At 70.7% G+C, this 25,245-nt stretch carries 15 protein-coding genes; 7 read left to right on the top strand and 8 right to left on the bottom strand.

Translation table 11 applies throughout. From position 1 onward, the window contains the following. The first annotated feature begins 14 nt into the window (after positions 1-14). Both WMJ97_RS05530 and WMJ97_RS05525 read left to right on the top strand, forming a co-directional pair. Entirely contained in the window at positions 15-854 is an 840-nt protein-coding gene (locus WMJ97_RS05530; RefSeq protein ID WP_347347976.1) for an MBL fold metallo-hydrolase, read from the top strand. A gap of 23 nt (positions 855-877) precedes the next feature. Next, the gene (locus WMJ97_RS05525) at positions 878-2,104 is read left to right on the top strand and encodes a DUF418 domain-containing protein (RefSeq protein WP_347347975.1); all 1,227 of its coding nucleotides are present in this window, start codon (positions 878-880) and stop codon (positions 2,102-2,104) included. Here the strand turns inward: WMJ97_RS05525 and WMJ97_RS05520 are convergent. After that, positions 2,064-2,861 (bottom strand): inositol monophosphatase, encoded by a 798-nt coding sequence (locus WMJ97_RS05520; protein ID WP_347347974.1) that lies wholly within the window; start codon positions 2,859-2,861, stop codon positions 2,064-2,066. The genes WMJ97_RS05525 and WMJ97_RS05520 overlap by 41 nt on opposite strands. Continuing rightward, a complete protein-coding gene (locus WMJ97_RS05515) occupies positions 2,861-3,730 on the bottom strand; it encodes a DUF3097 domain-containing protein (RefSeq protein ID WP_347347973.1) in 870 nt (289 codons plus the stop codon). Before WMJ97_RS05515 ends, WMJ97_RS05520 begins: the two co-directional genes overlap by 1 nt. Positions 3,731-3,842: 112 nt before the next feature. Here WMJ97_RS05515 and WMJ97_RS05510 point away from each other — a divergent pair, with 112 nt between their 5' ends. Then, complete coding sequence (locus WMJ97_RS05510) at positions 3,843-5,186, top strand: DUF222 domain-containing protein (RefSeq protein ID WP_347347972.1); 1,344 nt, start codon at positions 3,843-3,845, stop codon at positions 5,184-5,186. A gap of 47 nt (positions 5,187-5,233) precedes the next feature. Here WMJ97_RS05510 and hemW read toward each other — a convergent pair whose 3' ends face one another. Beyond that, on the bottom strand, positions 5,234-6,460 hold the full coding sequence (gene hemW, locus WMJ97_RS05505; protein WP_347347971.1) for a radical SAM family heme chaperone HemW: 1,227 nt from the start codon (positions 6,458-6,460) through the stop codon (positions 5,234-5,236). Then, on the bottom strand, positions 6,457-7,254 hold the full coding sequence (locus WMJ97_RS05500) for an S-methyl-5'-thioadenosine phosphorylase (RefSeq protein ID WP_347347970.1): 798 nt from the start codon (positions 7,252-7,254) through the stop codon (positions 6,457-6,459). The genes hemW and WMJ97_RS05500 overlap by 4 nt, the downstream gene beginning before the upstream one ends. Before the next feature lie 162 nt (positions 7,255-7,416). Here WMJ97_RS05500 and WMJ97_RS05495 point away from each other — a divergent pair, with 162 nt between their 5' ends. The 4 genes from WMJ97_RS05495 to deoC all read left to right on the top strand — a co-directional run bounded on the left by WMJ97_RS05495 (position 7,417) and on the right by deoC (position 11,456). Then, entirely contained in the window at positions 7,417-8,061 is a 645-nt protein-coding gene (locus WMJ97_RS05495; RefSeq protein WP_347347969.1) for a rhomboid family intramembrane serine protease, read from the top strand. A gap of 123 nt (positions 8,062-8,184) precedes the next feature. Continuing rightward, positions 8,185-9,726, top strand: a complete 1,542-nt coding sequence (locus tag WMJ97_RS05490; RefSeq protein ID WP_347347968.1) for an FGGY-family carbohydrate kinase — start codon at positions 8,185-8,187, stop codon at positions 9,724-9,726. Then, entirely contained in the window at positions 9,726-10,799 is a 1,074-nt protein-coding gene (locus WMJ97_RS05485) for a galactitol-1-phosphate 5-dehydrogenase (RefSeq protein WP_347347967.1), read from the top strand. The genes WMJ97_RS05490 and WMJ97_RS05485 overlap by 1 nt, the downstream gene beginning before the upstream one ends. Beyond that, the gene (gene deoC, locus WMJ97_RS05480; RefSeq protein WP_347347966.1) at positions 10,800-11,456 is read left to right on the top strand and encodes a deoxyribose-phosphate aldolase; all 657 of its coding nucleotides are present in this window, start codon (positions 10,800-10,802) and stop codon (positions 11,454-11,456) included. Positions 11,457-11,478: 22 nt separating this feature from the next. Here deoC and lepA read toward each other — a convergent pair whose 3' ends face one another. The 4 genes from lepA to WMJ97_RS05460 form a co-directional block, all read right to left on the bottom strand. Next, positions 11,479-13,311 (bottom strand): translation elongation factor 4, encoded by a 1,833-nt coding sequence (gene lepA / locus WMJ97_RS05475; protein ID WP_347347965.1) that lies wholly within the window; start codon positions 13,309-13,311, stop codon positions 11,479-11,481. A 122-nt stretch (positions 13,312-13,433) separates the two neighbouring features. Beyond that, a complete protein-coding gene (gene rpsT, locus WMJ97_RS05470) occupies positions 13,434-13,694 on the bottom strand; it encodes a 30S ribosomal protein S20 (RefSeq protein WP_347347964.1) in 261 nt (86 codons plus the stop codon). A gap of 165 nt (positions 13,695-13,859) precedes the next feature. After that, positions 13,860-14,336 carry a hypothetical protein gene (locus WMJ97_RS05465; RefSeq protein WP_347347963.1) on the bottom strand — a complete coding sequence of 159 codons (477 nt, stop codon included), beginning with the start codon at positions 14,334-14,336 and terminating at the stop codon, positions 13,860-13,862. After that, positions 14,336-25,216 (bottom strand): LPXTG cell wall anchor domain-containing protein, encoded by a 10,881-nt coding sequence (locus WMJ97_RS05460; protein ID WP_347347962.1) that lies wholly within the window; start codon positions 25,214-25,216, stop codon positions 14,336-14,338. The genes WMJ97_RS05465 and WMJ97_RS05460 overlap by 1 nt, the downstream gene beginning before the upstream one ends. Positions 25,217-25,245 lie beyond the last annotated feature (29 nt).

Here is a 25,245-nt window from a genome sequence, read left to right as displayed (position 1 = left end):
CTAAGGTGTCGGGCATGGAGTTCAGCCTGACGCCCTTCACCGAGATCGCCCCCGGCATCCACCGCGCCGTCGCGGAGCCTGCCTCGGTGAACATCGGCCTCGTCGTCGGCGACACCGGTGCGCTCGTCGTCGATACCGGCTCGTCGCCCGCGCAGGGCCGAGCGATCAGAGAGGCGGTGGCGCACGTCACCGACCGGCCGATCGTCGGGGCCGTCGCGACCCATCATCACTACGATCACCTCTTCGGCCTGGGCGCGTTCGCCGACGTCGTGACCTACGGGCACACGTCGCTGCAGGCGTCCGTCGAGGCGAACGCCGACCTGGACGCCGAGCTCGCCCGGCTCGGAGTGCGGCGCGACGAACTGGCGTTCCCCACGCGCACGTTCAACCTCGCCGCGACCGCCGACGTCGGCGGCCGCCACATCGAGATCGTCCACTTCGGCACGGCCCACACACCCGGGGACGCCGCGGTGCTCGTGCCTGACGCGAACGTCATCTTCACCGGCGACCTCTTCGAGGAGTCCGGCCCGCCTTCCGCCGGCCCGGACTCCGACCTCAAGGGCTGGCCCCGCGCGCTCGACGGCATCCTCGGCACCCTGCGCGCGGAGTCGCTGCTGGTCCCCGGCCACGGGGAGCCGTTCGACCGCGACTTCGCGTTCACCCAGCGCGGGGAGCTGGCCGGCACCTGGGCGCAGGCCGACTACCTCGTGCAGCGCGGCGTCAAAGAAGAGGACGCCTACGAGGCCGGCGAATGGAACTTCCCTGAAGAAACCATCCGCGCCTGGCTGCCGATGATCTACGCTGCCCTCGCGGCCGAGGGCAAACGGCCTCGCACGCGCCTGCCGCTGGCGTAGCCGCCCGACAGGAACGGAGCCCGGTGACCACCCCCACCCCCGCCCCACCACGGGCCCTTGCGCCCGACCTCGCCCGCGGCACGATGCTGCTCTTCATCGCGTTGGCGAACACGCCCTACCACCTGTGGGGCGGCGGGCACGACACCCTGAGCGCCCACCCCACGGGAGGCACGCACGCCGACCAGATCACCCGCGCCGCCATCGCCATCGCCGTCGACCTGCGGGTCTACCCCATGTTCGCGTTTCTGTTCGGCTACGGCATGATGCAATTCGCGCGGAGCCGCGCTGCCCGCGGGTTCGACGAGCGCGGCGTGCGGACCATGCTGCGGCGCCGCCACTGGGCGATGATCGGATTCGGCTTCGTCCACGCCGCGCTGCTGTTCGCCGGCGACGTCTTGGGGGCCTACGGGCTGGCGGGCCTCGTGCTCGTCGCCCTGTTCTTCCGACGGCGGGACAAGACCGTGGCCATCTGGGCCGGGGTCTTCGCGCTGGTGCTCGCCGGGTTCGCCGCCTCCATGGTGGCGGGCGGCCTCTTCCTCGCCGGCAGCGGCGACGCGACGGCGAGCGCGGATTGGGGCGCGGCCGCGGTCGGGGGCTCCCCCGACTACCTCGCGACGATCCCCGCCCGGCTGGCGTTCTGGGCGTTCATCACGCCAGGTCAGGGCCTGGTCGGCATGGCCGTCCCGGTCGCGATCCTGCTCGGATGGCTGGCCGCGCGGCACCGCGTCCTCGAGGAGCCGCGCCGACACCGACGCCTGCTGTGGCCCACCGCCGTCCTCGGCATCGCCGTCGCGTGGCTCGGCGCCTTGCCCGACGGGCTGCATCAGGTGGGCGTCCGGGTGGCCCCGCCAGAAGCACCCTGGATGTTCGTGGGCGTCGCCATGCTCACCGGCGTCGCCGGCGGGCTGGGCTACGCCGCAGCGATCGGGCTCATCGCCGCGCACGTCGGCGAGGTGCTCGGCTGGTTCGGCCGGGCCGTCGAGGCCGTCGGACGCCGCTCGCTCACCTTCTACCTGCTGCAGTCGATCGTGCTCGCTCCGCTGATGTCGGCCTGGGGCCTCGGCGTCGGAGCCCACGTGAACTCGCTCGCAGCCGCGCTCATCGCCACCGCTGTCTGGTGCGGGTCGCTGCCGCTCGCGCTCGCCTTGGCTCGGCGCGGCGCGCGCGGGCCGTTCGAGGCGGTCTTGAGGCGCCTCACCTACGGGCGCGTCACACCCGTCGCGGGTGCCCGTTCAGCCAGTCCGGCGTAACCAGGGCGTCGTCGGCCGCCTGCCAGGCATCCGGGCTGCCCGCCACCAGCAGCAGGACGCCGTGCCGACCGGCGCGATAGGCGTCCCCGCCGTGCAGGGCGGCGCGCCCACCGAGCTCGGAGACCAGGAGCGCGCCGGGCAGATGATCCCACGGGTTCTGGCTGCGGTAGCAGAGCACATCCAGCTCGCCGAGCGCGACGTGTGGGTAGTCGATCGCACACGAGCGAGCCGTGGGGCGCAGGAGAAATCCCGACAGATCGTTGTGCCGCAGGCTCTTGGGCGCGGCCGCACGAAGCGGACGCCCCGGCTCCGGCAAGGGAGCCAACGCCTCCCCGTTGAGCGTGACGCCCCCGCCGGCCTCCGCAATGAACATGCGATCGTGGATGGGCTGCCAGATCCACGAGCGGACCGGATCGCCTCGCCGGCACTCCACCACCATCACCCCGAAGTCGGCCGACCCTCGGGCGAAGTTGTTCGTGCCGTCGACGGGGTCGATCACCCAGGCGTGCTCAGCCGTCGGCAATCCGTCGAGCAGCGACGGGTCGGCGAACACCGCCTCCTCGCCGAGGACGAGGGCGTCGGGATCGCCCGCACGGAAGATCTCCGTGAGCTCGGCTTCGGCCTCCTTGTCGGCGACGGTGACCAGGTCGCCCGGGTGCTTCTGTTCGATCTGGTCGACCTTGAGCGTGCGGAACCGCGGGACAACGAGGCGGGCAGAAACGTCGACGATCGCATCAGTGACGCTGGCGGTGAGCATCAGCCCTCCCGGTCGAGGTGGTCTTCGGTCACGAAGTCAATCAGTTTCTCGACCTCGGTCAACAGCCCCGGCTCCAGATCCTTCCACGACGTGACCCTCCCCAAAATCTGGCGCCAGGCCCGCGCGATGTCGGACTGGTTCGCGTGCGGCCAGCCCAGCGCGGCGCAGATGCCCGACTTCCAATCTTGCCCGCGAGGGACGACTGGCCAGGAGCGAAGCCCCAGTCGCTCGGGCTTCACGGCCGACCAGATGTCGATGAACTCGTGGCCCGTGACGAAGACATAGTCGCCGGTCACCTTCTGCGCGATGCGCGACTCTTTGGACCCAGGCACGAGGTGGTCGACCAGGACCCCGAGGCGTCGCCCACGCTCGGGCGCGAACTCGTCGACGATGGCGGGCAGGTCGTCGATACCGCCCAGGTACTCCACGACGACGCCCACGTGCCGCAGGTCGGAACCCCAGACCTTCTCGACGAGCTCCGCGTCGTGGCGGCCCTCGACGTAGATCCGACTGGGCAACGCGACCTTCGCCTGCTCGGCCGGCCCGGCCAGCGATCCGGACGCCGTGTGCGTGCGGTTGTACCGCTGGGCTTCGTCGCGCTCGGTGGCTGCGCGCCGCGCGGGCGGGGTGAGGTCGATCGGCTGACCGTCGAGCCAGAAGTTCGGCCCGAAGGGAAAGCTGCGGCGCTTCCCGCGCCGGTCTTCCAACACCACGAGCCCGTTCTCCCACGCCACGACCGCACCGACGAACCCCGAGGTGGGCTCTTCCAGCACCATGTCGCGCCCCACCGGCGTGGGCGTCGCAGCCCGCCGATTGGCTCGCTGCCAGCCCTTGGCCAGCACGTCTCCCGAATAGCGATTCACGGTCACCCACCCTAGGACGCCCGTCCGACAGCTTTCCGACGCCGTTCCGGGGAGCGCGGAGGGAAAGCCCGCCCAGAAATATGCGGATGTATCGATGGGTGACAGAAATGGGGGCTGGATGCCCATGGTGGTGGGCGTGGAGGGGTACGGGCAGCTTCCTGACGACCAGGTGGTCGAGGTCATCGAGGCGGCGTTGGGGGCCCTCGCGGAGCGGTCACCGAGCGGCTCCGACGAGGAGCTCTTGGCGCTGCTCGACGTCTCGCTGCGCGCGCAGGCGCGGTTGCATGCCTGGGTCGCGCGGTTGGCCGAACGAGTCGATGCCAGTGATGCGGCCTGGCGGGCGCACGGCACCTCGCTGTCGACGTGGCTGGCGGAGGTCGTCCGGCTCACACATCGTGAGGCGTCGCGCCTCGTCTCGACAGGGCGTCAGCTCCAGCGCTTCGATGTCGTGGGCGCGGCGGCGGCGTCCGGGGAGGTGATCCCGGCGCAGGCGGACGCGATCACCGGCGTCCTCGCCAAGCTGCCGGAGACCCTGTCGGCAGAGCGCGTCCGGCAGGCCGAGAGCCTGATGGTGGAGTTCGCCGCCGACCACAACTCCACCGAGCTGCGCCGGTTGAACGGCCGGCTCCTGGAACTGGTGGCGCCCGAGGTGGCGGAAGAGTCGGAAGCCGTTCGGCTCGAACGCGAACGGCAACTCGCGCTGCGCACGCGGTACTTGGCCTTCGTGCCCGATCACCAAGGCTCGATCTTGATCCGAGGAAGCCTCCCGGTCGCGGAGGCGGCCCCCTTCATGAAGATCGTGGACGCCTACGCCGCGGCCGAGCCACGCGGCGAGGTTCGAGCCCCCGATGCACCTCGGGTCACCCCGGGCATGCGCCGGGCCGACGGCCTGATGGCCATGGTGGACGCCCACCAGCAGGACCAACGCGCCCCCAGGCACGGCGGCGACCGGCCGCGGGCGGTGGTGATGGTGCAACACGAGGCGATGCTGGCCTCCGCCCGCGACGTGGCGCCATTGCGGGGCATGTTGGACACCGGTGACGAGATCGCCCCCTCCGCGCTTCGGCAGGTGCTGTGCGACTGTGAGGTGCTGCCCGTCGTGATGCGTGGCGAGTCTGAGGTGCTCGACCAGGGGCGCGCCGAGCGGCTGGTCTCGCCCGAGATCCGGGTGGCACTCGCCGCCCGCGACCGAGGCTGCGTGTTTCCCGGCTGCGAGAAGGCGCCGGCCGCCTGCCAGGCCCACCACATCGTTCCGTGGTGGGCCCACGGGCCGACGTCGCTCGACAACCTCGTGCTGCTGTGCCCCCACCACCACGGCATCGTCGAGCCGAGCCACGACCCGTGGGCCGATCGATGGCGCGTCCGGCTGCCGCGCGGGCGGCCGGCCGAGATCCTGCCGCCGCGCTCGGTGGACGCCGCGCAGCGTCCGCGCGTGCACGTGCGGTTCCGGAGGGCTCGCTGACGACGGTTCCGCCCGACGGCTCAGCAGCAGCGCGTCGAGGGCGCTGCTCAATCCAGGAGATCGCGAATGACGGCGTCCGCGAGGAGGCGCCCACGCTGAGTCAGCCGGAGGCGTCCGGCTGACTCGACGGCGAGACCGCTCGTGACGACGTCCGGGATGCGTGCCCGCTCGGTCGGCCGAAGCACGTCGACGGGCAGCCCGTCGGCGAGGCGTAGCTCCAGCAACACGCGCTCCTCACGTCGCTCGGCGTCGGTCAGGACTTCGCGCGCCGCAGCAGGCGAGCCGGGAGCAGACGCATCCGTGAGGAGACGAGCGGCGTAGGCGCGAGGACGCTTCACGTTCCACCAGCGGACGCCGCCGACATGGCTGTGCGCCCCGGGGCCGAACCCCCACCAGTTCTCGCTGGTCCAGTAGGCCATGTTGTGCCGGCACTCCCGGCCGGGACGCGCCCAGTTGCTGACCTCGTACCAATCCAGGCCCGCCGCGGAGAGTTTCTGGTCGGCGATGACGTACTTGTCGGCGAGGTCGTCCTCGTCGGGCATGGGGAGGACGCCACGGCGAACCTGGGCTGCCAGCCGCGTCCCGTCCTCCACGATGAGCGAATACGCGCTCACATGGTCAGGGTTGACGGACAGCGCGTCATCAAGCGATCGGCGCCAGTCATCGAGCGATTCGCCGGGCGTCCCGTAGATGAGATCCAGCGAAACGGAGTCGAAGCCCGCCGCGCGCGCCCATCGGACGGCCTGCAACGCCCGCCCCGGGGTGTGGGTGCGTTCAAGCGTCGCCAGCACATGCGGCGCCGAGCTCTGCATCCCGAAAGAAATGCGGTTCACGCCCGCCTCGCGCAGGCCGACGAGTGACTGTTCGGTCACGGAGTCGGGATTCGCCTCGGTCGTGACCTCGGCGTCATCGGCCATCCCCAGCCTCGCTCGGAGCCGACCCAGGACGGACGCGAAGTCGTCCACGGCCAACGTCGTGGGCGTCCCGCCACCGAAGAAGACGGTGCTGAGCGGAGGAGCGCCGGTCAGCGTCCGAGCCGCCACGTCGATCTCCGTAGCGAGTGCGCGGAGATACGAGGTCCGGGCGTCGCCCGGTTCGGCGCCCAACTCGGCCGCCGTGTACGTGTTGAAGTCGCAGTAGCCACACCGCGTGGCGCAGAACGGCACATGCACGTAGGCCCCGAGCGCGCGGCGGTGCAGCTCCGCGGCTGCGGACGCCGGCAACGCACCGTCCTCGGGGGCGGCCTCGCCGTCGGGCAGGGCCGACGGGCTCACGGCAGCGGGAAGGGCAACTTCATGCCGTCCAGCACGTGCTGACACGCGCAGTCGCCGGTCGGCATGGCGGCAATCGTCCGAAGAAGCATCGCCTTCAGGCGCTCGATGTTGTTCTCGAACACGGCGAGGACGTCGGCGTGAGTGACGCCCTCTTCGCCTTCGAGGCCGGCATCCGCATCAGTGACCATGCACACCGTCGCGAAGCACAGGGCCAACTCGCGCGCGACGGACGCCTCCGGCATGCCGGTCATGCCCACGACCGACCACCCCGCTGCGGCATGCCACTGCGACTCCGCCCGGCTGCTGAACCGCGGGCCGTTGATGACGACCAGGGTCCCGCCATCGACCAGGGGCGTCTCCTCGGATGCGGACCCCAACAGCGCCTCGCGTCCGCGCGGGCAATAGGGGTCGGCGAAGGGCACATGCACGACCGGCCCCTCCGCCTCCCAGACGGTGTGGCCCGCGCGATAGGTGCGGTCAACGACCTGGTCCGGCACGACGAACGTGCCCGGCTCCAACTCCCGGCGCAGGCCACCCACCGCGCACGGTGCGAGCACCTGCCGCACCCCCACCGAGCGGAGGGCCCACAGGTTCGCCCGGTAGTTCACCTTGTGCGGCGCGAACTGGTGCCGTTCGCCGTGGCGCGGCAGAAACGCGACGCGGCGACCCGCGACCTCCCCCACCGACAGCGGAGCGGACGGGGCGCCGAACGGCGTGTCGACCTCCACCTTCTCCGCCTGATCGAAGAACGAATAGAAGCCTGAGCCGCCGATGATGCCGATGTCTGCCTGCATAGGTTTCACCCTAGCGGCGGCCTCGGGCCCCATTCAGGTCCGACCCGTCGCCGGCCCACCCACCGAGAGCGAGGCGTCCGGGGCGACAGACCCGTCATGCTGGCACGGGACACACGCCCAGTCCTTCCCCGCCGGTTGCCTCCGCCAGGCAGACTGGACGTCATGAGCTCGCTGTACCCAGCCCGCCCCGTCCCGCCGTCGCCACCGGCTCGCCGTCTTCGCACCGTGAAGGGGGCGTCCCAGTTCATGGGCTTGGGGCTCGCGCTGCTGTGGGTGATCGAGATCCTCGACCTCTTCACCGGCGGCGCGCTCGACCGGCTGGGCGTCAGCCCGCGCGATGTCTCCGACCTTCCGAACATCCTCACCGCTCCGCTGATCCATTTCGGCTTCGGCCATCTGATCGCCAACACGGTTCCGTTCTTCGTCCTGGGCGTCGTCGTGCTGCTCGGCGGCCTTCGCCGCTGGCTCATCTCGACCGGCAGTTCGGTGGTGGGCTCGGGCCTGCTCGCGTGGCTCATCAGCCCGCCTGGAAGCGTGACCGCGGGGGCGTCCGGCCTGATCTTCGGCTGGCTGGTCTACCTGCTCGCCCGCGGCATCTTCTCCAAGGACGCCCGCCAGATCCTGCTCTCCTTGGTGATCTTCGCGCTGTGGGGCGGCGTCCTGTGGGGTCTGCTGCCCGGCGTGCCGGGCGTCTCCTGGCAAGCGCATCTCGGCGGCGCGCTCGGCGGTCTGGCCGCCGCCTGGTGGCTCGATTCCACGTCGGAGCGTCGCACACGTCTCTCCGTGCAGTCGTGGCGTCGCATGTGAACGGATGTCCACCTGATTTGGGGGTCGTCCCCCTGCCCCCCACACCGGGTGATAACTAGAGTCACGCCTTTAGAGGGCACTGGTTCGTGGTGTCCGCAATCCTCAAGGAAGAGGGAGAAGGACGTGACCGAACTCGCGTTGGTGGGCATCGACATGGGCACCGGCGGCGCCCGCGTCGGCATTTTCGATCCGCACGGCAAGCTCCTCGGCACCCATGCGGTCCTGTGGGACACCCAGTACCCTCGTGCGGGCCGCGCCGAGCAGGATCCCGACGAATGGTGGCGGTGTATCAAAGAATCTGTGTCAAAGGCGATGCAGGCGTCCGGACTGCCGCCTGAGGCGATCGCCGGCATCTCCCTCGACTCCACGAGCGCGACCGTCGTCGCGATGGACGCCGACGGCCAGCACCTGCGCCCCGCGATCCTCTGGATGGACGTCCGGGCGTCCGCGCAGGCCACCAAGTTGGCCCGCACGATGGATCCGGCGCTGAAGTACTCCGGCATGGGCGCTGTCTCCGCCGAGTGGGGGCTGCCGAAGGTCATGTGGCTGAAGGACAACGAGCCCGACGTCTGGGAGAAGGCCGCGTACGTCGCCGACTGCACCGACTGGCTCACCAAGAAGCTCACCGGCGAGTGGACGATGTCGATCAATCACGCCGCTGGCAAGTACTTCTACGACCGCGGCTGGCCCACCAGCTTGTACGAGAAGGCGGACGCCTCCGACGTGCTCGAGAAGTTCCCCTCACGCTTGCTGCCGGTCGGCGACGTCGTCGGTGGACTGTCGAAGCAGGCCGCCGAAGAGTTGGGCCTCAAGGAGGGCACTCCGGTCGCCGAGGGCATCATCGACGCCTACGCGGGCCAGGTCGGCCTCGGCGTCGTCGCACCGGGCAAGCTGGCGCTCATCACCGGCTCGTCCCACGTGATGCTGGCCCAGTCGGCCACGCCCGTGTACGCGCCGGGCCTGTGGGGCTCCTACACCGACGCCGTGATCGAGGGCGAGTACACGCTGGAGGCCGGGCAGGCGTCCACCGGTTCGGTCGTCTCGTGGTTCAAGAACACCCTCGCGCTCAAGGCGACGCAGGCCGCCCAGGCCAACGGCACCGACGTGTACGACGAGCTCAACAAGCTCGCCGAGGAGGTGCCGATCGGCAGCGACGGGCTGATCCTGCTCGACCATTTCCAAGGCAACCGCTCCCCCTACGTTGATCCCCACAGCCGTGGCGTCTTCGCCGGCCTCACGCTCGGCAAGACCGAAGGCCACTTGTACCGGTCCATCATCGAAGGCATCTGCTTCGGCACCGAGAACATCTTCCGGCTCATGCGCCAGTACGGGTTCGCGCCCGAGGAGATCGTGGTCTCGGGCGGCCCGGTCAAGAGCTCCCTGTGGATGCAGATGCATGCCGACGTGTGCAACCTGCCGTTGACGATCACCGACGTCACCGAGGGGCCGATTCTCGGGTCCGCCATGATCGCGGCCGTCGGCGCCGGCATCTACGACAGCCTGCCGCAGGCCGCCGACGAGATGGTGCGTGTCGTCAGGACCATCGAGCCGAGCCAGTCCGCCCACGACGAGTACCGCTTCTACCTGCAGAAGTACATCGACAGCTACCCGGTGATGAAGGGCCTCCTGCACGACATCGCCCTGCACGAGGAGCAGAAAGCCTGATGACGGCCGCCACGATGAAGGCGGCCGTGCTGCACGCGGTGGGGGACGTCCGCTTCGAGGACGTCCCCCGTCCCGTCCCCGCCGCCGGCGAGGTGCTGCTTCGGGTGGCGGCCTGCGGCGTGTGCGGCTCTGATCTCGACCGCATGTTCGTCAAGGGCACCTACGCTTTCCCGACGATCTGCGGCCACGAGTTCTCCGCGTGGGTCGCCGAGATCCCCGAGGGCACCGCCACCGACCTCCGGGTGGGCGACCTCGTCACCGTGCCGCCGATGCTGCCGTGCTTCCGCTGCGACCCCTGCCACCAGGGTGAGTTCTCCCTGTGCGAGGACTACGACTATTACGGTTCGCGGCGGGACGGCGCCTACGCCGACTACGTGGCGGGCCCGGCCAACCTGCTGTTGAGGGTTCCCCAGCAGCTCGATCCGCGAGCCGCCGCCATGGTCGACCCGGCCGCGATCGCCCTGCACGCCCTTTGGCGCACCAAGCTCCGCACCGGCCACCGCGTCGCGGTGCTGGGCGGGGGCGGCCCGATCGGGCTGTTCGCCGTTCAGTGGGCGCGCATCGCGGGGGCGTCGGAGATCCTCGCGGTCGACGTCAACGACGAGAAGTGTGCGCTGGCGGCGTCCGTGGGCGCGACGAGCACCGCCACCTCCGTCGAGCGGGCGCTCGAGGTGGCCGGGCGGGGCTTCGACGTGGTCGTGGACACGACGGGCGTCCCGACGATCGAGGACGCCGGCGTGGCGCTGACCGCTCGCCATGGCGATTACGTGTTCATCGGCATCCCTAATCGGCCGGTCGAGTTCGGGAAGGACAACTTCGCGCGCTTCATGCGCCTCGAGATCAACCTGATCGGGGCGTGGAACTCGTTCTCCGCCCCCTTCCCAGGCGCAGAATGGACCACGACGGTCGAGAAGCTGGCGTCCGGGGAGCTTCAGTGGGAGTTCATGATCACGCACGAGTTGCCCATCGAGCAGGTGGGTCCGTTCGTGAAGCAGATGAAGGAGCGCACGGTCGTGAGCTCCAAGGTGCTGTTCCTGCCCCAGTGGCCGGCCGGCGCCGGAAAGGAGAGTTGAATGCCCAGCCGTACTGACGTTGCCCGCATGGTCGACCACACCCTGCTCAAGCCGGAGTCGACGCCCGCGCAGGTCGCCGCCCTCCTCGACGAGGCGGTCACCCTGGGCACCTATTCGATCTGTATCTCCCCGAGCCTGCTGCCAGTGCAGCCGCGGGGCGGGGTGAAGATCGCGACCGTGTGCGGGTTCCCGTCGGGTGCGGTCTCCAGCGAGGCCAAGGCCGTGGACGCCGAGCAGTCGGTCGCCCGCGGGGCGGACGAGGTCGACATGGTCATCAACCTGGGGCTGGCGAAGGCGGGCGACTGGGCGGGCGTCGCGCACGACATCGCGGCCGTCCGGCTGGCGGCGCCGAAACCGACCATCCTGAAGGTGATCATCGAATCCGCTGCCCTCACCGACGACGAGATCGTCGCCGCCTGTGAGGCCGCCGAGAGCGCCGGCGCCGACTTCGTGAAGACCTCCACGGGTTTCCACCCGTCGGGCGGGGCCAGCTTCCATGCGGTGAAGCTCATGGCCGACACCGTGGGCGGGCGGCTGGGCGTGAAGGCGTCCGGCGGCATCAGGGACGCCGAAACCGCCCTGGCCATGATCGACGCGGGCGCCACCCGGCTGGGGCTGTCAGGCACGAAGGCCGTCCTCGACGGCCTGCCGGGCTAGGGACGCCGCCGGCCGCGGCGTCCTACTTCTTCTCCCGCGACTCCCCCGTGGAGAGCGCGGCGACGAACGCCTCCTGGGGGACTTCGACGCGCCCGACCATCTTCATGCGCTTCTTGCCCTCCTTCTGCTTCTCCAGCAGCTTCCGCTTGCGGGTGATGTCACCGCCGTAGCACTTGGCCAGCACGTCTTTGCGCATGGCCCGGACGGTCTCGCGCGCGATGACGCGCGCTCCGATCGCGGCCTGGATGGGCACCTCGAACTGCTGACGCGGGATCAGTTCCTTGAGCTTCTTCGCCATGGCCAGGCCGTAGCTGTAGGCGGCGTCGGTGTGGACGATCGCGCTGAAGGCGTCCACGGGGTCGCCGTGCAGCAGGATGTCGACCTTCACCAGGTTCGCCGACTGCTCCCCCGACTCTTCGTAGTCGAGCGACGCGTAGCCCTTGGTGCGCGATTTCAGGGCGTCGAAGAAGTCGAACACGATCTCGGCGAGCGGCAACGTGTACCGGATCTCGACGCGGTCCTCCGACAGGTAGTCCATGCCCGTCTGGACGCCTCGCCGCGCCTGACAGAGTTCGAGCACGGTGCCGATGTAGTCCGACGGCGTCAGGACGGTCGCCTTCACGACCGGCTCGTACACCTCGGCGACCTTGCCCTCGGGGTACTCGGACGGATTGGTCACGACGTGCTCCGTCCCGTCCTCCATGACGACGCGGTACACGACGTTCGGCGCCGTGGAGATGAGGTCGAGGTTGAACTCGCGCTCCAGCCGCTCCCGGACGATCTCCATGTGCAGCAGCCCGAGGAAGCCCACGCGGAACCCGAACCCCAGCGCCCCGGACGTCTCCGGCTCGTACGTCAGCGCCGCGTCGTTCAACTGCAGCTTCTCCAGCGCCTCCCGCAGCTCGGGGAAGTCGGCCCCGTCGATCGGGTAGATGCCGGCGTACACCATCGGCTTGGGGTGCTGATAGCCGCTGAGGGCCTCGTCGGCCGGCTTGGACGCCGACGTCACGGTGTCGCCGACCCGCGACTGCCGGACGTCTTTCACCCCGGTGATCAGGTAGCCGACCTCGCCGACGCCGAGGGCGTCCGTGCGCGTCGGCTCGGGGCTGATGACGCCGACCTCGAGCACCTCATGGGTCACCTTGGTCGACATCATGAGGATGCGCTCGCGGTGCGACAGTTCCCCGTCGACGACGCGCACGTACGTCACGACGCCGCGGTAGACGTCGTAGACGGAGTCGAAGATGAGAGCGCGGGCGGCGGCGTCCTTCACCCCGGTGGGCGGCTGGACGGCCCGCACGATCTCGTCCAGCAGTTCCCGGACGCCCTCGCCTGTCTTGGCCGACACGCGAAACACGTCCTCGGGTTCGCAACCCACGAGGCCGGCGAGTTCGGCGGCGTACTTCTCGGGCTGGGCGCTCGGCAGGTCGATCTTGTTGAGCACCGGGATGATCTGCAGGTCGGCGGCCATCGCCAGGTAGAGGTTCGCCAGCGTCTGGGCCTCGATGCCCTGCGCGGCGTCCACGAGCAAGATCGCGCCCTCGCACGCCTCGAGAGACCGCGACACCTCGTACGTGAAGTCGACGTGCCCGGGCGTATCGATCATGTTGAGCACATAGTCGGAGCTGTTCACCTGCCACGGCATGCGCACCGCCTGGCTCTTGATCGTGATGCCGCGCTCGCGCTCGATGTCCATCCGGTCGAGGTATTGGGCGCGCATCATGCGCTCGTCGACGACCCCGGTGAGCTGCAGCATGCGATCGGCCAACGTCGACTTGCCATGGTCGATATGGGCGATGATGCAGAAGTTCCGGATGCTCTGCGGGGGCGTGCTGCCGGGCCTGGGTGCGCTCATTCACTCTCTTCCGCCGCTGCGGGGACGTGCCCTCGGTGAGGGACGCCCATCGTCTCACGCCCGGGTCCGGGCACAACTAAACGTCGCCTCGACCCGGGCGGGCGAGACGACGTTGCGGTCGGTCAGAGAGCGGCAGCCCGGGTCGCGATCGCAGACTTGCGGTTCGCGGCCTGGTTCTTGTGGATGACGCCCTTGCTGGCCGCCTTGTCGAGGGCACGGCATGCGACGCGGGACAGCTCCTGAGCCTTGTCGACGTCGCCGGCCGCAGCCGCCTCCCGGAACTTACGCACGTGGGTGCGCAGAGCGGACTTCACGGCCTTGTTGCGCTGCCGCGCCTTCTCGTTGGTGAGAATCCGCTTCTTCTGGGACTTGATGTTCGCCACGGGCAAGCCTTCGTGTTTGAGGTGGAAACGGGTACGCGCCCACTGCGGGCGCGATTGCTCACTCTAGCATCCGCCCGGGGGCCGCCCAAATCCGCGGGGCCCCGGCGCAGGCGCACGCCAGGACCCCGCGGGAGCGATGCTCCCGCGGGGGCGGCGTCCGGACGGCTACTTCGTGCGCGTCGGCGAGGGGCTCGCGGACGCCTGCAGCTGCCCGGCCTGCGCGTTCAGGACGCAGCGGTCTGCCTGGTCGACGACCTTCGCCTTGACGCTCCAGTCGACGGTCTTGCCGGCGGGGACGCCCTTCAGCACCGCGATGCCCGACCCCAGCGGGTCGCCGGAGTTGTTCTTCAGCCAGATCACGATGACGGAGAGGTCACGGGCCTCCTTGGCGCTGTTCTTCGCCTTGCCCTTGGCGGTGACCTCACCCTTGGTGGTCGGGCACTCGGTGATCTGGACGTCCTTCACGACGCCCTGGACCGTCTTCCCCAGGTTCGGGACCGTCGGCAGCGGCGTCGATTTCACCGTGGACGCCGCCGTCGGTGTGGCCGTCGGCTGGGTCGGGGCGGGTGAGCCCGAACAGGCTCCCAGGCTCAGCGCGAGCCCGGTGACGCCGAGGGATGCGATCAGCCGTTTCGTGTTCATCAATCTCCTTCATCTTCATCGTTCCGCCTGCGGCGGGCGAACAGGACGACCAGGCCCGCGAGGAGCGCGATCGCCGCGATCGTGAGCGGGATCGTGGGATCCCCCGCTCCGGTATGGGGCAGGATGGGCGGCCGCGGTCGGCGGGTCGGCCCGGGGGTCGGGGTGGGGGTCGGCTGCGCCGGGGCCGCGGCGATCGCGGTGATGGCGCTGGCCGTCCGGGCGTCCAGTTGGTCGGACTGCATCGTCGCCAGGTTCGTGACGAGCCCGTTCTGCTGGTCGGCGGTCGTCACCCGGTAGGACGCCGTGCAGGTCAGGACGTCCCCTGGCGCGATGCGCGCCGGCTGCCCGCCGGGGCAGTTGACGGCGGTGAGGCCCGGCAGCGAGTCGGTCACCCGGACGCCCGTGAGCGTCCGGGAGCCTGTGTTCTCGACCGTGAGCGTGTACTGGATCGTCTCCCCCGGGTCTGCCAGGCCGTTGCCGTTGCTGTCCGCCACGGCGGCGCGCTTGCCGAAGGTGGCGTCGGCGGGCGCGATCGCGCTGATCGCGCCCGAGTCGGTGTCGGCGGTGACGGGCATGCCGTCCGGGCCCCCGGCCCGCGCGGTCGCGGTGTTCACGAGCGATCCGGCGTCGAGGTCGTCCTGGGTCACGGTGTACGTCGCGGTGCACGTCCGGACGCCGCCCACCGCGAGGTCGCCCTCCCCGTCGCACGTGGGTTCCGGCAGGCCCGGGAGCGCGTCGGCCAGCGTGACGTCGCTCAGGGTCACGTTGCCGGTGTTCGTGATGACGAACGCGTACGGGACCTCCTGGCCGACCTCCGTGATCTGGCTCGTGGGGCTCGTCTTGTCCAGCGTCAGGGCGGCCTGTCGTTCGGCCGTGACGGTGGCGCTCCGGCTCAACGTGATCGTGTCGCCGTCGGGGCCGCCCTCCGGATCGGCCGTCACGGTGGCGGTGTTGAGGACCGAGCCCGCGTCGATGTCGTCCTGCGTGACCTGGTAGGTCGCGGTGCACGTCGCCGTGTCCCCCGGCCGCAGCGTCGCCGCGGGCGCCGTCGCGGCGTCCCCGCAGTCAAGAGCGGAGAGCCCCGGGAGCCGGTCAGTGAGGGTCACCGCGTTCAACGTCGTGTTGCCGCTGTTGCGCAGGACGAACGTGTACCTCGCCTCGCCGGGCGCGGAGACCGAGGTGGGATCGACGGCCTTGTCGAACGTGAGCCCGGGCGTCCTGGTCACGCCCAGCGTGGCCTCGGCGTTCACCGCGGCCATGGCCACCTGCCCCGGGTTCGTCGGGTCCACCGGGTTCTGCTCGGTGTAGGTGGCGCTCAGCGTCGCCCGGTTCACCAGGGGGACGCCACGGTCGATGTCGCCCTGCGTGACCTCGTACGCCGCCCAGCACGTCGCGGACGCCTCCGGAGCCAGCGTCGCCGGCAGCGCCGCTGCCGTCGGAACGGACGCCGGCCGCCCGGCCTGGCAGACGATCGGGCTCGTCATCCCGTCCGTGATCGTGGGTGCGTGGGCGGTCACGTTGCCGGTGTTCGTCATCGTGAAGCGGTACCAGACCGTCCCCGGGCCCGAGACCGTCGTCGGCCCATCGATCTCCTTGGTGAGCGTCACCGACGGGTCGACCGGCATCACCACGGTCGCCGTGGCGTCGTCGGCGGCCGCGCGTTCGGTCGTCCCGGGCGGCAACCCGGACGCCGACGCGGTGTTGGTCACGAAGCCGGCGTCCACGTTCGCCTGGGTGGCCTGGTAGTCGAACTGGCACACCATCGCCTGGCCGGGCTCCAGCCGGGCGCCGTTCGTCGGCGTGCAATTCAGTGCGGCCCCCGCCCCCTCGGCCAGTGGATCGGAGATCCTCACGTCGGTGAGATTCTGGTTGCCGCGGTTGGTGGCCTTCAGCACGTAGTGGATCGGGTCGCCGGCCTTCGCGACGGTCGTCGTGTCGGCGTTCTTCTCCAAGACGAGCTGGTTGTTCGCCGACACCGACACGACCTCGCTCGCGGACGCCGGCGCAATCGGGTTCCCGGCCGGGTCCTGACCGGTGATCGTCGCGGTGTTGGCGATCGAACCGGCGTCCAGATCGGACTGCTGGAAGGTGTACGTCGCGGAGCAGATGATGTTCGCCCCCGGCGCCAGCACGGCGGGCAGGCTGGGTGAGCAGTCGAGCGGGCTGAGGCCGGGCTTCGGGTCGGTGACCGTCACGACGTTCGCGGTGACGTTGCCCAGGTTCGTCCCGATGAAGGTGTACTTGACCTGCTCGCCGAGTTGGGTCACGCCCTGGTGGTCGGCGGTCTTCTTGAGGTCGAGCTTGGGGCTCCACGGGGCGGTGACGGTGGCGCTGGCGGTGGCCGGAGCCGTCCGGACGCCTGCCGGCGTCGTCGCCACGACCGTCGCCGTGTTCGTGAACGAGCCGCGGTCGATGTCGGCCTGCAGGGCCGCGTACGTCGAGGTGCACGTCGTGGACGCCCCCGGCGCGATCGTGTCGGCGTCGCACTGGTAGGGCGACAGGCCGGCCAACCGGTCCTCGAGCGTGATGTCGTGCAGCGTCACGTTGCCGGTGTTCGCCACGACGAACGTGTACGTGACGGGGTCGCCGGCCTTCTGGACCACCGTCGGGCTGACCGTCTTGCTGAGCGTCTGGGACCCGCGCGGCGTGGTGTCGAGCGTCACGGTGGCGCGGGCGGTCACGTCGTCGGCGGGGGACGCCGGGTCCCCGCCCGGCGCCTCAGCGCTCACCGTGGCCGCGTTCGCGATGGTCCCGGTGTCGAACTCCGCCTGCGGAACCGTGTACCGCGCCGTGCACGTCAGGGACGCCCCCGGCGCCAGGACCGCCGGCTGCGCGCAGTCGAGCGCGGACAGGCCCGCCTTCGGGTCGACGACGGTCACGCCGCTGAGAGTCACGTTGCCGGTGTTGCGCGCGACGAAGGTGTAGGTCACCTCGTCGCCCGGGTTCGCCACGGTCGCGGTGCTCGCGGTCTTGTCGAGCGTGATCGCCGGGTTGGCCTCGACGCCCACGCTGCTGGACGCCTCCGGCGACGTCACCGGCCCGGCCGGAGACCCCGCGGACGCCGTCGCCGCGTTGCGGATCGTCCCGGCGTCCATGTCGGCCTGCGTGACCGTGTACGTGCCGGTGCACGAGAACGTCTCGTTCGGCGCGATGGACGCCGCCGTGCAGCCGGTCAGCGTGACGCCGGCGACGGCGTCCGTGATCCGCGCGTCCGTCACGGTCACGTTGCCGGTGTTCGTGATGACGAACGTGTAGCCGACCCGCTCACCCACGCCGTCCACCGACGTGACGTTCGGCGTCTTCGTCAGCGCGAGCGCGGGCGCCTGCGCGGCCGCGGCCACCGCACCATCGGTCGCGTCCGGAACGCGGTTGCCGTGGGCGTCCACCGCCCGCGCGGTCGCCTGGTTGGCGACCGAGCCGGCGTCCAGGTCGGCCTGGGTGACCGTGTAGCTGGCGGTGCAGGTCATCGTCGCGCCGGGAAGCAGCCCCCCGCCGTCGGGGCAGCTCACCGCCGACATGCCCGGCAGCGGGTCGCTCACCGCCAGGCCCGACAGCGAGACCGGGCCCGTGTTCCGGACGACGAAGGTGTAGTGCAGCACGTCACCGACCGCGGCGTAGCTGTTCTCGGCGACGGTCTTGTCGAGCGTCATCGAGCCCTGCAGCGTCGTCGTCGTCGCGGCGGACGCCGACACGGGCCGGTACGGCTGCCCGGTCACCTCGGACGCTGTCGCGGTTGCCGTGTTGTCGACGCGGCCGCGGTCGACGTCGGCCTGCGTCGTGACGTAGGACGCCGTGCAGGTCGTCGACTCCCCCGGCTCGAGCGTGGTCGCCTGGCAGGTCGGCGTCGTCATGCCGGGCAGCGGGTCGGCCACGGCGACGGCCGTCGCCGTCATCGTGCCGACGTTGGTCACGGTGAACGAGTACTCGAGCGTGGCCCCGGCCACCCAGTTCGTGGGCGCGCTCACCGACTTCGTCAGGGAGATCGCGGGCGCGTAGATCGCGGTGACGTTCGCGGCGTCCGTGTCGGTGACGAGGCCGGTCGGTGAGTCGGCGCGGACGGCCGCGGTGTTGCGGACGGCCCCGGCCTCCAGGTCGGCGTGCGTCGTCAGGTAGGTCGCGGTGCACGTCATGGTCTCTCCCGGCGCGAGCGCCGAGCCCGGCGCCGGGGTGCAGCCGTTCGGGACGATGCCGGGCATCGGGTCGTCGGGCCAGACGTTCGTGAGCGTCGTGTTGCCGGTGTTCGTGATGCTGAGCGTGTAGTTGATCGGGTCGCCGACGGCGTCCACGGTCGTGACGTCGGCGGTCTTCACCAGGTCGATCCCGGACGACTGCTGCGCTTGCACCACCTCGGACGCCGTCGTCGCGGGCAGAGGCTCCGGCCCGGCCGGGTCGCCGGCGACGGACGCGGTGTTCATGATCGTGCCGGCGTCCAGGTCGGCCTGGGTGACGCTGTACGAGCCGGTGCACGTCACGGTCTCCCCGACGGCCAGCGTGGCGGGCATCGGGCGGGTGCAGCCGAGCTGGGTCAGCCCCGGCAGCGTGTCGAGGATGTTGAAGTCCGTGACCGACACGTTGCCGGTGTTCGTGGCGACGACCGTGTAGGTGATGGTGTCGCCGACCCGCGAGACGGTCGTCCGGTCGGCCTGCTTCACCAGCGACACCTGCGGGGACTGATCGGTCGTCACCGTGAACGAGGCGGACGCCGGCACCCGCTGCCCGAGCGCCGTCGCCCCGTCCACCGAGGCCGTGTTCGTGATCGCGCCCGCGTCGAAGTCGGCCGTGGTGGCCGTGTAGCTCGCCTGGCAGGTCAGGACGTCGCCGGGCTGCAACGCGGCGGGCAGCGTCCGGTCGCAGCTCGTGATCGTGACGCCGGGCTTGGCGTCCGTCGGGCTGACCTGGGTGACGGTCTCGTTGCCGCTGTTCCGGACGACGAGCGTGTAGCCGATCACCTCGCCGATGTTCGACACCTGGGTCTTGTCGCCCGTCTTCGTCAGCGTCAGTTCGGCCCGGCTGTCCGTCGGGATCGTCAGTTCGTCGCGCCCCTGCTGCGCGGGTGTGAGGGCCGTCCCGTTGGGCTGGGTGCCCCCGACGGTCGCGGTGTTGACGACACGGTGGGCGTTCATGTCGTCCTGGGAGACCGTGTAGTCGGCCCAGCAATGGACGGCCGCGCCGGGCGCCAACGAGATCGGGGACGCCGCGTCGCACGTGATCGCGCCGAGGCCCGCGACCGGGTCGTCGACGGCGATGTTGCCGACCGCCACGTTGCCGGTGTTCCGGACGGCGAAGTCGAAGCGGACCTGCTCGCCGACCGCCGCGACCAGCGCCGTCGGGGACGTCTTGTTGAGCGTGAGCTGAGGGCTCGCCTCGGCCGGCACCGTCGCCGAGCCGGGCTCGAGCGTGACCGGGTCACCGTTCGGATCGGTGCCGGCGGGCGTCGCGGTGTTCACGACCGAGCCGGCGTCCAGGTCGGCCTGCGTCGTGGAATAGGTGGCCGTGCACGTCATCGACTGGCCGACGTCGAGCGTCACGGGCGCCTGACGGTCGCAGCTGAGGGCGGAGAGCCCCGGCAGCGAGTCGGCGACCGACACGTCGTTGACCAGGGCGTTGCCCGTGTTCGCGACGACGATCGTGTAGGTCAGGGGGTCGCCGACCGCCGAGACGGACGCCGCCGACGCCGTCTTCGTCACCGTCAGCTTGGGCTGGTGCACCGGGATCACGGTCGCGGAGGCCTCCGCGGACAGGGCCGCGCCGTTGGCCCCGGTCGCGGTGACCGTCGCGTGATTGTCGATCGTCGGGGCGTCCATCTCGGCGGGCGTGACGGTCTTGGTCGCCGTGCAGTGCATCGCGGCGCCGGGGGCGACCGAGCCGCCGAGCTGCGGGCTGCAGGTGAGCTCGGAGAGCCCGGCCAGCGGGTCGGTGATCCGGACGTCGTTGATCGTCACCGTGCCCGTGTTGTGGGCGTCGAAGGTGTAGGTGATCGTGTCGCCCGCCGCGGCGACGCGCGTGCGGTCGGCGGTCTTGGAGAGCGTCAGGCCGGTCGTCACCTCCGCCAAGACGACGGCGGGGGCCGTCACGACCGGCATGGCCGAACCGTCCGGACGCTGGCTGGTCACCCGGGCCGTGTTCATGATCGAGCCGGCGTCCAGGTCGGCCTGCGTGGCGGTCTTCGTGCCGGTGCACGTCTTGGCCTCGCCGGGCGCGAGCGAGATCGGCCCGGAGCGGTCGCACGTCCAGTTCGTCATGCCGGGCAGCGGGTCGGACGCGAACACGTTGCCGAGCGTCACGTTGCCGGTGTTCGTCGCGACGATCGTGTACGTGATCTGGTCGCCGACGGCGTCGAACGTGCTCACCGACGGCGTCTTGGTGAGCGTGATCGCCGGGTTCTGCTCGACGGTGATGCGGGCGCTGTCGCTGGCCGGCGCAACGGCGTTGCCGGCCGGATCGGTGCCCGTCACGGTCGCCGTGTTGTCGATGTGGCCGTTGTCGATCCCGTACTGTCGGGCCGCCCGCTCGGCCGTGCACGTCATCGTCGCGCCGGGCGCGAGCGTCCCGCCGAGTGCGGGCGCGCAGTCGAACGCCGATATGCCCTCCAGGCTGTCGGCCAGCTGGACGTTCGACACCGACACGTTGCCGTCGTTCGTCACCACGAACTGGTAGCGGGTGAGTTCCCCGGCCCGCGAGACCGTCGGCGTGAGCGCGGTCTTGTCGAAGGACAGGCTGGGGTTCGTGAGGGCGGTCAGCGACGTCGTCCCGTCGGCGGACGCCGCCCGGCCGTCCGGGTCGGTGGCGGTCGCCGTGGCGGCGTTGTCGAGGACGCCGGCGTCCAGGTCGACCTGCGTGACGACGTAGCTCGCCGTGCACGTCACGGACGCCCCCGGCGCGAGCGTCGTCTCCGGGCAGCTCGGCGCGCTGACGCCGGCGAGGGCGTCCGTGAGCGCCAGGCCGATCAGCGTCACGTTGCCGGTGTTGGTCGCGACGAACTCGAACGCGATCGTCTCCCCCACGCGCGAGTACGTGTGCGCACCCGACCGCTTCTCCAGCGTGAGCCCCGGCTGATGCGACGACGGGATCGTCAGGTCCGTGGACGCCGTCGGCGCGGCGCCGGCGGGCGGCGTCCCGGTGACGCTGACGGTGTTGACGAGGCTCACGGCGTCCACGTCGCCCTGCGTGACCCGGTGCGCACCGGTGCACGTCATGCGCGCCCCGGCTTCGAGCCGGCTGCCGATCGCCGGGGTGCAGGTGAGGGCGCCGGCGAGCATCGGGTCGTCCACCTGCACGTTGTCGAGCCCGACGTTGCCGGTGTTGTCGACGGTGACCGTGTAGTTGATGACCTGCCCGTCCTGGCTGTACACCGACTGGTCGGCGACCTTCGTCACGGCGATGGCGGGCGTCTGCGTCACGCCGACGGTCGCCGTCGCGGTCTGCTGCGGCAGCGCCTGGCCGTTCGGTCCGGTGCTGGTGTCGCGAGCGGTGTTGACGATCGAGCCCGCGTTCAGGTCGCCCTGGGTCACAGTGTAGGTCGAGGTGCACGTCTTGGTCTCGGTGGGGGCCAGGGAGACGGGTCCGGGCTTGTCGCACGTCCAGTTGGTGAGGCCGGCCTTCGGGTCCTGGATGAAGACGTTGCCGAGCGACACGTTGCCGTCGTTGGTCGCGACCACGGTGTAGGTGATGACCTGCCCGACCGCGGAGACGGTGTCGACGGACGCCGTCTTCGTCATCGTCAGGTGCGGGGTCTGGACGGCGGGGATCGTCAGGCTGTCCTCGTCGACCACGCTGGCCCCGTCCGGGTCGAGGGCCGCGGCGTGGGCCTGGTTACGGATCGAGCCGGCGTCCAGGTCGGCCTGGCTGGTCACGTACCGGCCGCGGCACTGGGTGACCTGACCGGGTAGCAGCGTCGTGGTGTCGCAGCCGAGCTGGGTGAGGCCGACGAGCGGGTCGGTGATGGTGAGGTCGTGCAGCGTCACGTTGCCGGTGTTCGTGACCGTCTTGGTGAACAGGACCTCGACGCCGATCTGCGCGAACGAGTCGATGTTCGCAGTCTTCACGATCTGGATCGCCGCGTTCTTCACGACCCCCACGTTCACGCTGTCGGACGCCTCCGTCGCGTTCCCGCGCGTGTCGGTCGCCGTGGCGGTGGCCGTGTTGCCGATGCGTCCGGCGTCCACGTCGGCCTGCGTGGCCTGGTAGGTCGCGGTGCACGTGATGTACTCGCCGGGGGCAAGCGAGCGCGGGGACGCCGTCGGGCAGTCGATGGCCGACAGGCCGGGCAGGGGGTCGGTCACGGCCACGTCGTTCAGGCTGATGTTGCCGGTGTTGGTCAGGTGGAAGCTGTAGGTGACGACGTCGCCGGCGGCGCTCACCGACGTCACGTCGGCCGACTTGTCCAGGGCCAGCCGCGGGAACGCCTGCCCCGACAGCGTGACCGAGTCCGTCCCCGAGACCGCCGCGCCCGTCGGCGGCTGCCCGGACGCCGACGCCGTATTCGTCAGCGTCCCGGCGTCGATGTCGGCCTGCGTCACCGCGGACGAGCCGGTGCACGTCATGGACGCCCCCGCCTCCAGCCGGCTTCCGGCGGCCGGCGTGCAGGAGAGGTTGTCGTTGCCGACCCGCGGGTCGTCCGGGGTGACGTTCGTGAGCGCCACGTTGCCCGTGTTCGCGACGGTGATCGTGTAGTTGATGACCTGGTCGACCGTCGAGTAGGTCTGCTGGTCGGCGAGTTTGGTGACGCTCATGCTGGGCGTCTGCGTGACGGTCGCGACCGAGGACGCCGTCTGCTGCGGCAACGCCTGCCCGTTCGGCCCGGTGCTCGTCTCGGACGCGGTGTTCGTGATCGAGCCGGCGTTCAGGTCGGCCTGCGTGACGGTGTACGTCGAGGTGCAGGTCTTGGTCTCGGTGGGCCCGAGCGAGACGGGGCCGTTCTTGTCGCAGGTCCAGTTGCTGAGGCCGGGCTTCGGGTCGGTGATGACGACGTTGCCCAACGTGACGTTGCCGTTGTTGGTCGCGACCACCGTGTAGGTGAGTGTCTGCCCGACGGCGCTGACGACGTCCGGCGACACCGACTTCGTCAGCGACAGCGACGGGTTCTGCACCGCCGGGATGCGCAGGCTGTTCTCGTCGACGATGGTCGCCCCGGTCGGGTCGAGCGCCGACGCGTGGGCCTGGTTGGCGACCGCGCCGGTGTCGAGGTCGGACTGCCGGGTCTCGTAGCGGCCGCGGCACACCGTCACCGCGCCCGGCGCGAGCGTCGTGTCGTCGCAGCCGAGCTGGGTGAGCCCGACGAGCGGGTCGGTGATCGTGAGGTCGTGCAGCGTGACGTTGCCGGTGTTCGTCACCGTCTTCGTGAAGGTGATCGGCACCCCGACCGTCGAGAACGTCGAGACGTCGGCGGTCTTGACGATGTCGATGGACGGCGATCGGTCCGCGGTCAGCGTGGTCGCCGCCGTGTCCTGAGCGGCCTGCCCCGCCGTGTCGGTCCCGGTCGCCGTCGCCGAGTTCGGGATCGAGCCGTTGTCCACGTCGGCCTGCGTGGTCGTGTAGGTGGCCCGGCAGGCCATGGTGGCCCCGGGGGCCAGCGTGAACGGCGCCGGGGAGTCGCAGCTGATCGCCGAGAGGCCGGCGAGGGTGTCGACGACCGAGACGTTCTCGATCGTGATGTTGCCGGTGTTCGTGGTGTCGAAGTGGTAGTCGATGACCTGGCCGGCCGCGTCGTAGCTCTGCTGGTCGGTGTACTTCACCAGGTCGAGCGCGGGCGCGGTCTCGGCGTTCGCGAGGAAGGAGGCGGTCGCCGACGCCGGCGTCCCGCTCGGCGGGGTGGCCGTCGCGGTGGCCGTGTTGGCGATGGAGCCGGCGTCCAGGTCGTCCTGCGTCACGGTGTAGGTGCCGGTGCAGCTCATGGACGCCGTCGGCACGAGCGTCGCGCCGAGGGCGGGGGCGCAGGTGAGGGCGGACAGGTTGGGCAGCGGGTCGGCGATGCGGGCGTCGCTCATCGTCACGTTGCCCGTGTTGGTGAGGGTGAACGTGTACCGGATGCGCTGGCCGACCGCCGTGAAGCTCGTCGTATCGCCGGTCTTGGCGAGGCTGAGTTGCGGGTTCTGGGCCGCGTTCACGGTGACAGCCGCCGTCCGGACGAGGTCGTCCGACGGGTCGGCCGTGTTGCCGCCCGGGCGCTCGGCCGTGACCCGGGCCGCGTTCGTCACCGACCCGTAGTTGAGGTCGGCCAGGGTCGTCGCGCGGGTCGCCGTGCAGGTCTTCGTCTCCCCCGGCGCCAGCGCGACGGGCCCGCTGAGGGCGCCGCACGACAGCGTCGAGACGCCCGCCAGCCCGTCGGAGACGAACATGTTCGCCAGCGTCACGTTGCCGGTGTTCGTGGCCGTGAACGTGTAGGTGACGAGCTCGCCGACGCGCGAGACCGTCATCGGGGACGCCGTCTTCGTGAACGAGAGGTCGGGGTTCTGCTCGGCGGTCACGGAGGCAGCGTCGTGCACGGGTGCGAGCGTCGTCCCCGACGGGCTCGTGCCGGTGACCTGCGCGTCGTTGGCGACCGAGCCGGCGTCCAGGTCGGCGAGGGTGACCTTGCGGGTCGCGGTGCAGGTGAGGCGTCCACCGGGGTCGAGGGACGCCGGCGTCGGCGCGTCGCACGCCAGCGCCGAGAGCCCGGCGAGCGTGTCGGTGATCGCGACGCCGGTCAGCGACACGTTGCCGGAGTTCGTCGCGACGAACGTGTACGTGATCTCTTCGCCGACGCTGTTGTAGGTGGCCGGGGACGCCGTCTTGTCCAGCGTCAGGGCCGGGCTCTGGGTCGCCCGGACGGGCGCCGTCGACGGGTCGGTCACGGACGCCCCGCGCGGGTTCGTCGCCGTCACGGTGGCGGTGTTCGTCACCGAGCCGGCATTCATGTCGGCCTGGGTCG

The sequence above is a fragment of the Nigerium sp. genome (assembly GCF_039811905.1).
Lineage (GTDB): Bacteria > Actinomycetota > Actinomycetes > Propionibacteriales > Propionibacteriaceae > Propioniciclava.
The sequence above is the reverse complement of the archived record's forward strand: the minus strand, read 5'-3'. Positions and strand labels throughout refer to the sequence as shown.

Coding starts and splice junctions, on each gene's coding strand:
- WMJ97_RS05485 (WP_347347967.1), top strand. CDS start 9,726: ATGACGGCCGCCACGATGAAGGCGGCCGTGCTGCACGCGGTGGGGGAC.
- WMJ97_RS05530 (WP_347347976.1), top strand. CDS start 15: ATGGAGTTCAGCCTGACGCCCTTCACCGAGATCGCCCCCGGCATCCAC.
- lepA (WP_347347965.1), bottom strand. CDS start 13,311: ATGAGCGCACCCAGGCCCGGCAGCACGCCCCCGCAGAGCATCCGGAAC.
- WMJ97_RS05495 (WP_347347969.1), top strand. CDS start 7,417: ATGAGCTCGCTGTACCCAGCCCGCCCCGTCCCGCCGTCGCCACCGGCT.
- WMJ97_RS05510 (WP_347347972.1), top strand. CDS start 3,843: ATGCCCATGGTGGTGGGCGTGGAGGGGTACGGGCAGCTTCCTGACGAC.
- WMJ97_RS05520 (WP_347347974.1), bottom strand. CDS start 2,861: ATGCTCACCGCCAGCGTCACTGATGCGATCGTCGACGTTTCTGCCCGC.
- WMJ97_RS05465 (WP_347347963.1), bottom strand. CDS start 14,336: ATGAACACGAAACGGCTGATCGCATCCCTCGGCGTCACCGGGCTCGCG.
- deoC (WP_347347966.1), top strand. CDS start 10,800: ATGCCCAGCCGTACTGACGTTGCCCGCATGGTCGACCACACCCTGCTC.
- WMJ97_RS05500 (WP_347347970.1), bottom strand. CDS start 7,254: ATGCAGGCAGACATCGGCATCATCGGCGGCTCAGGCTTCTATTCGTTC.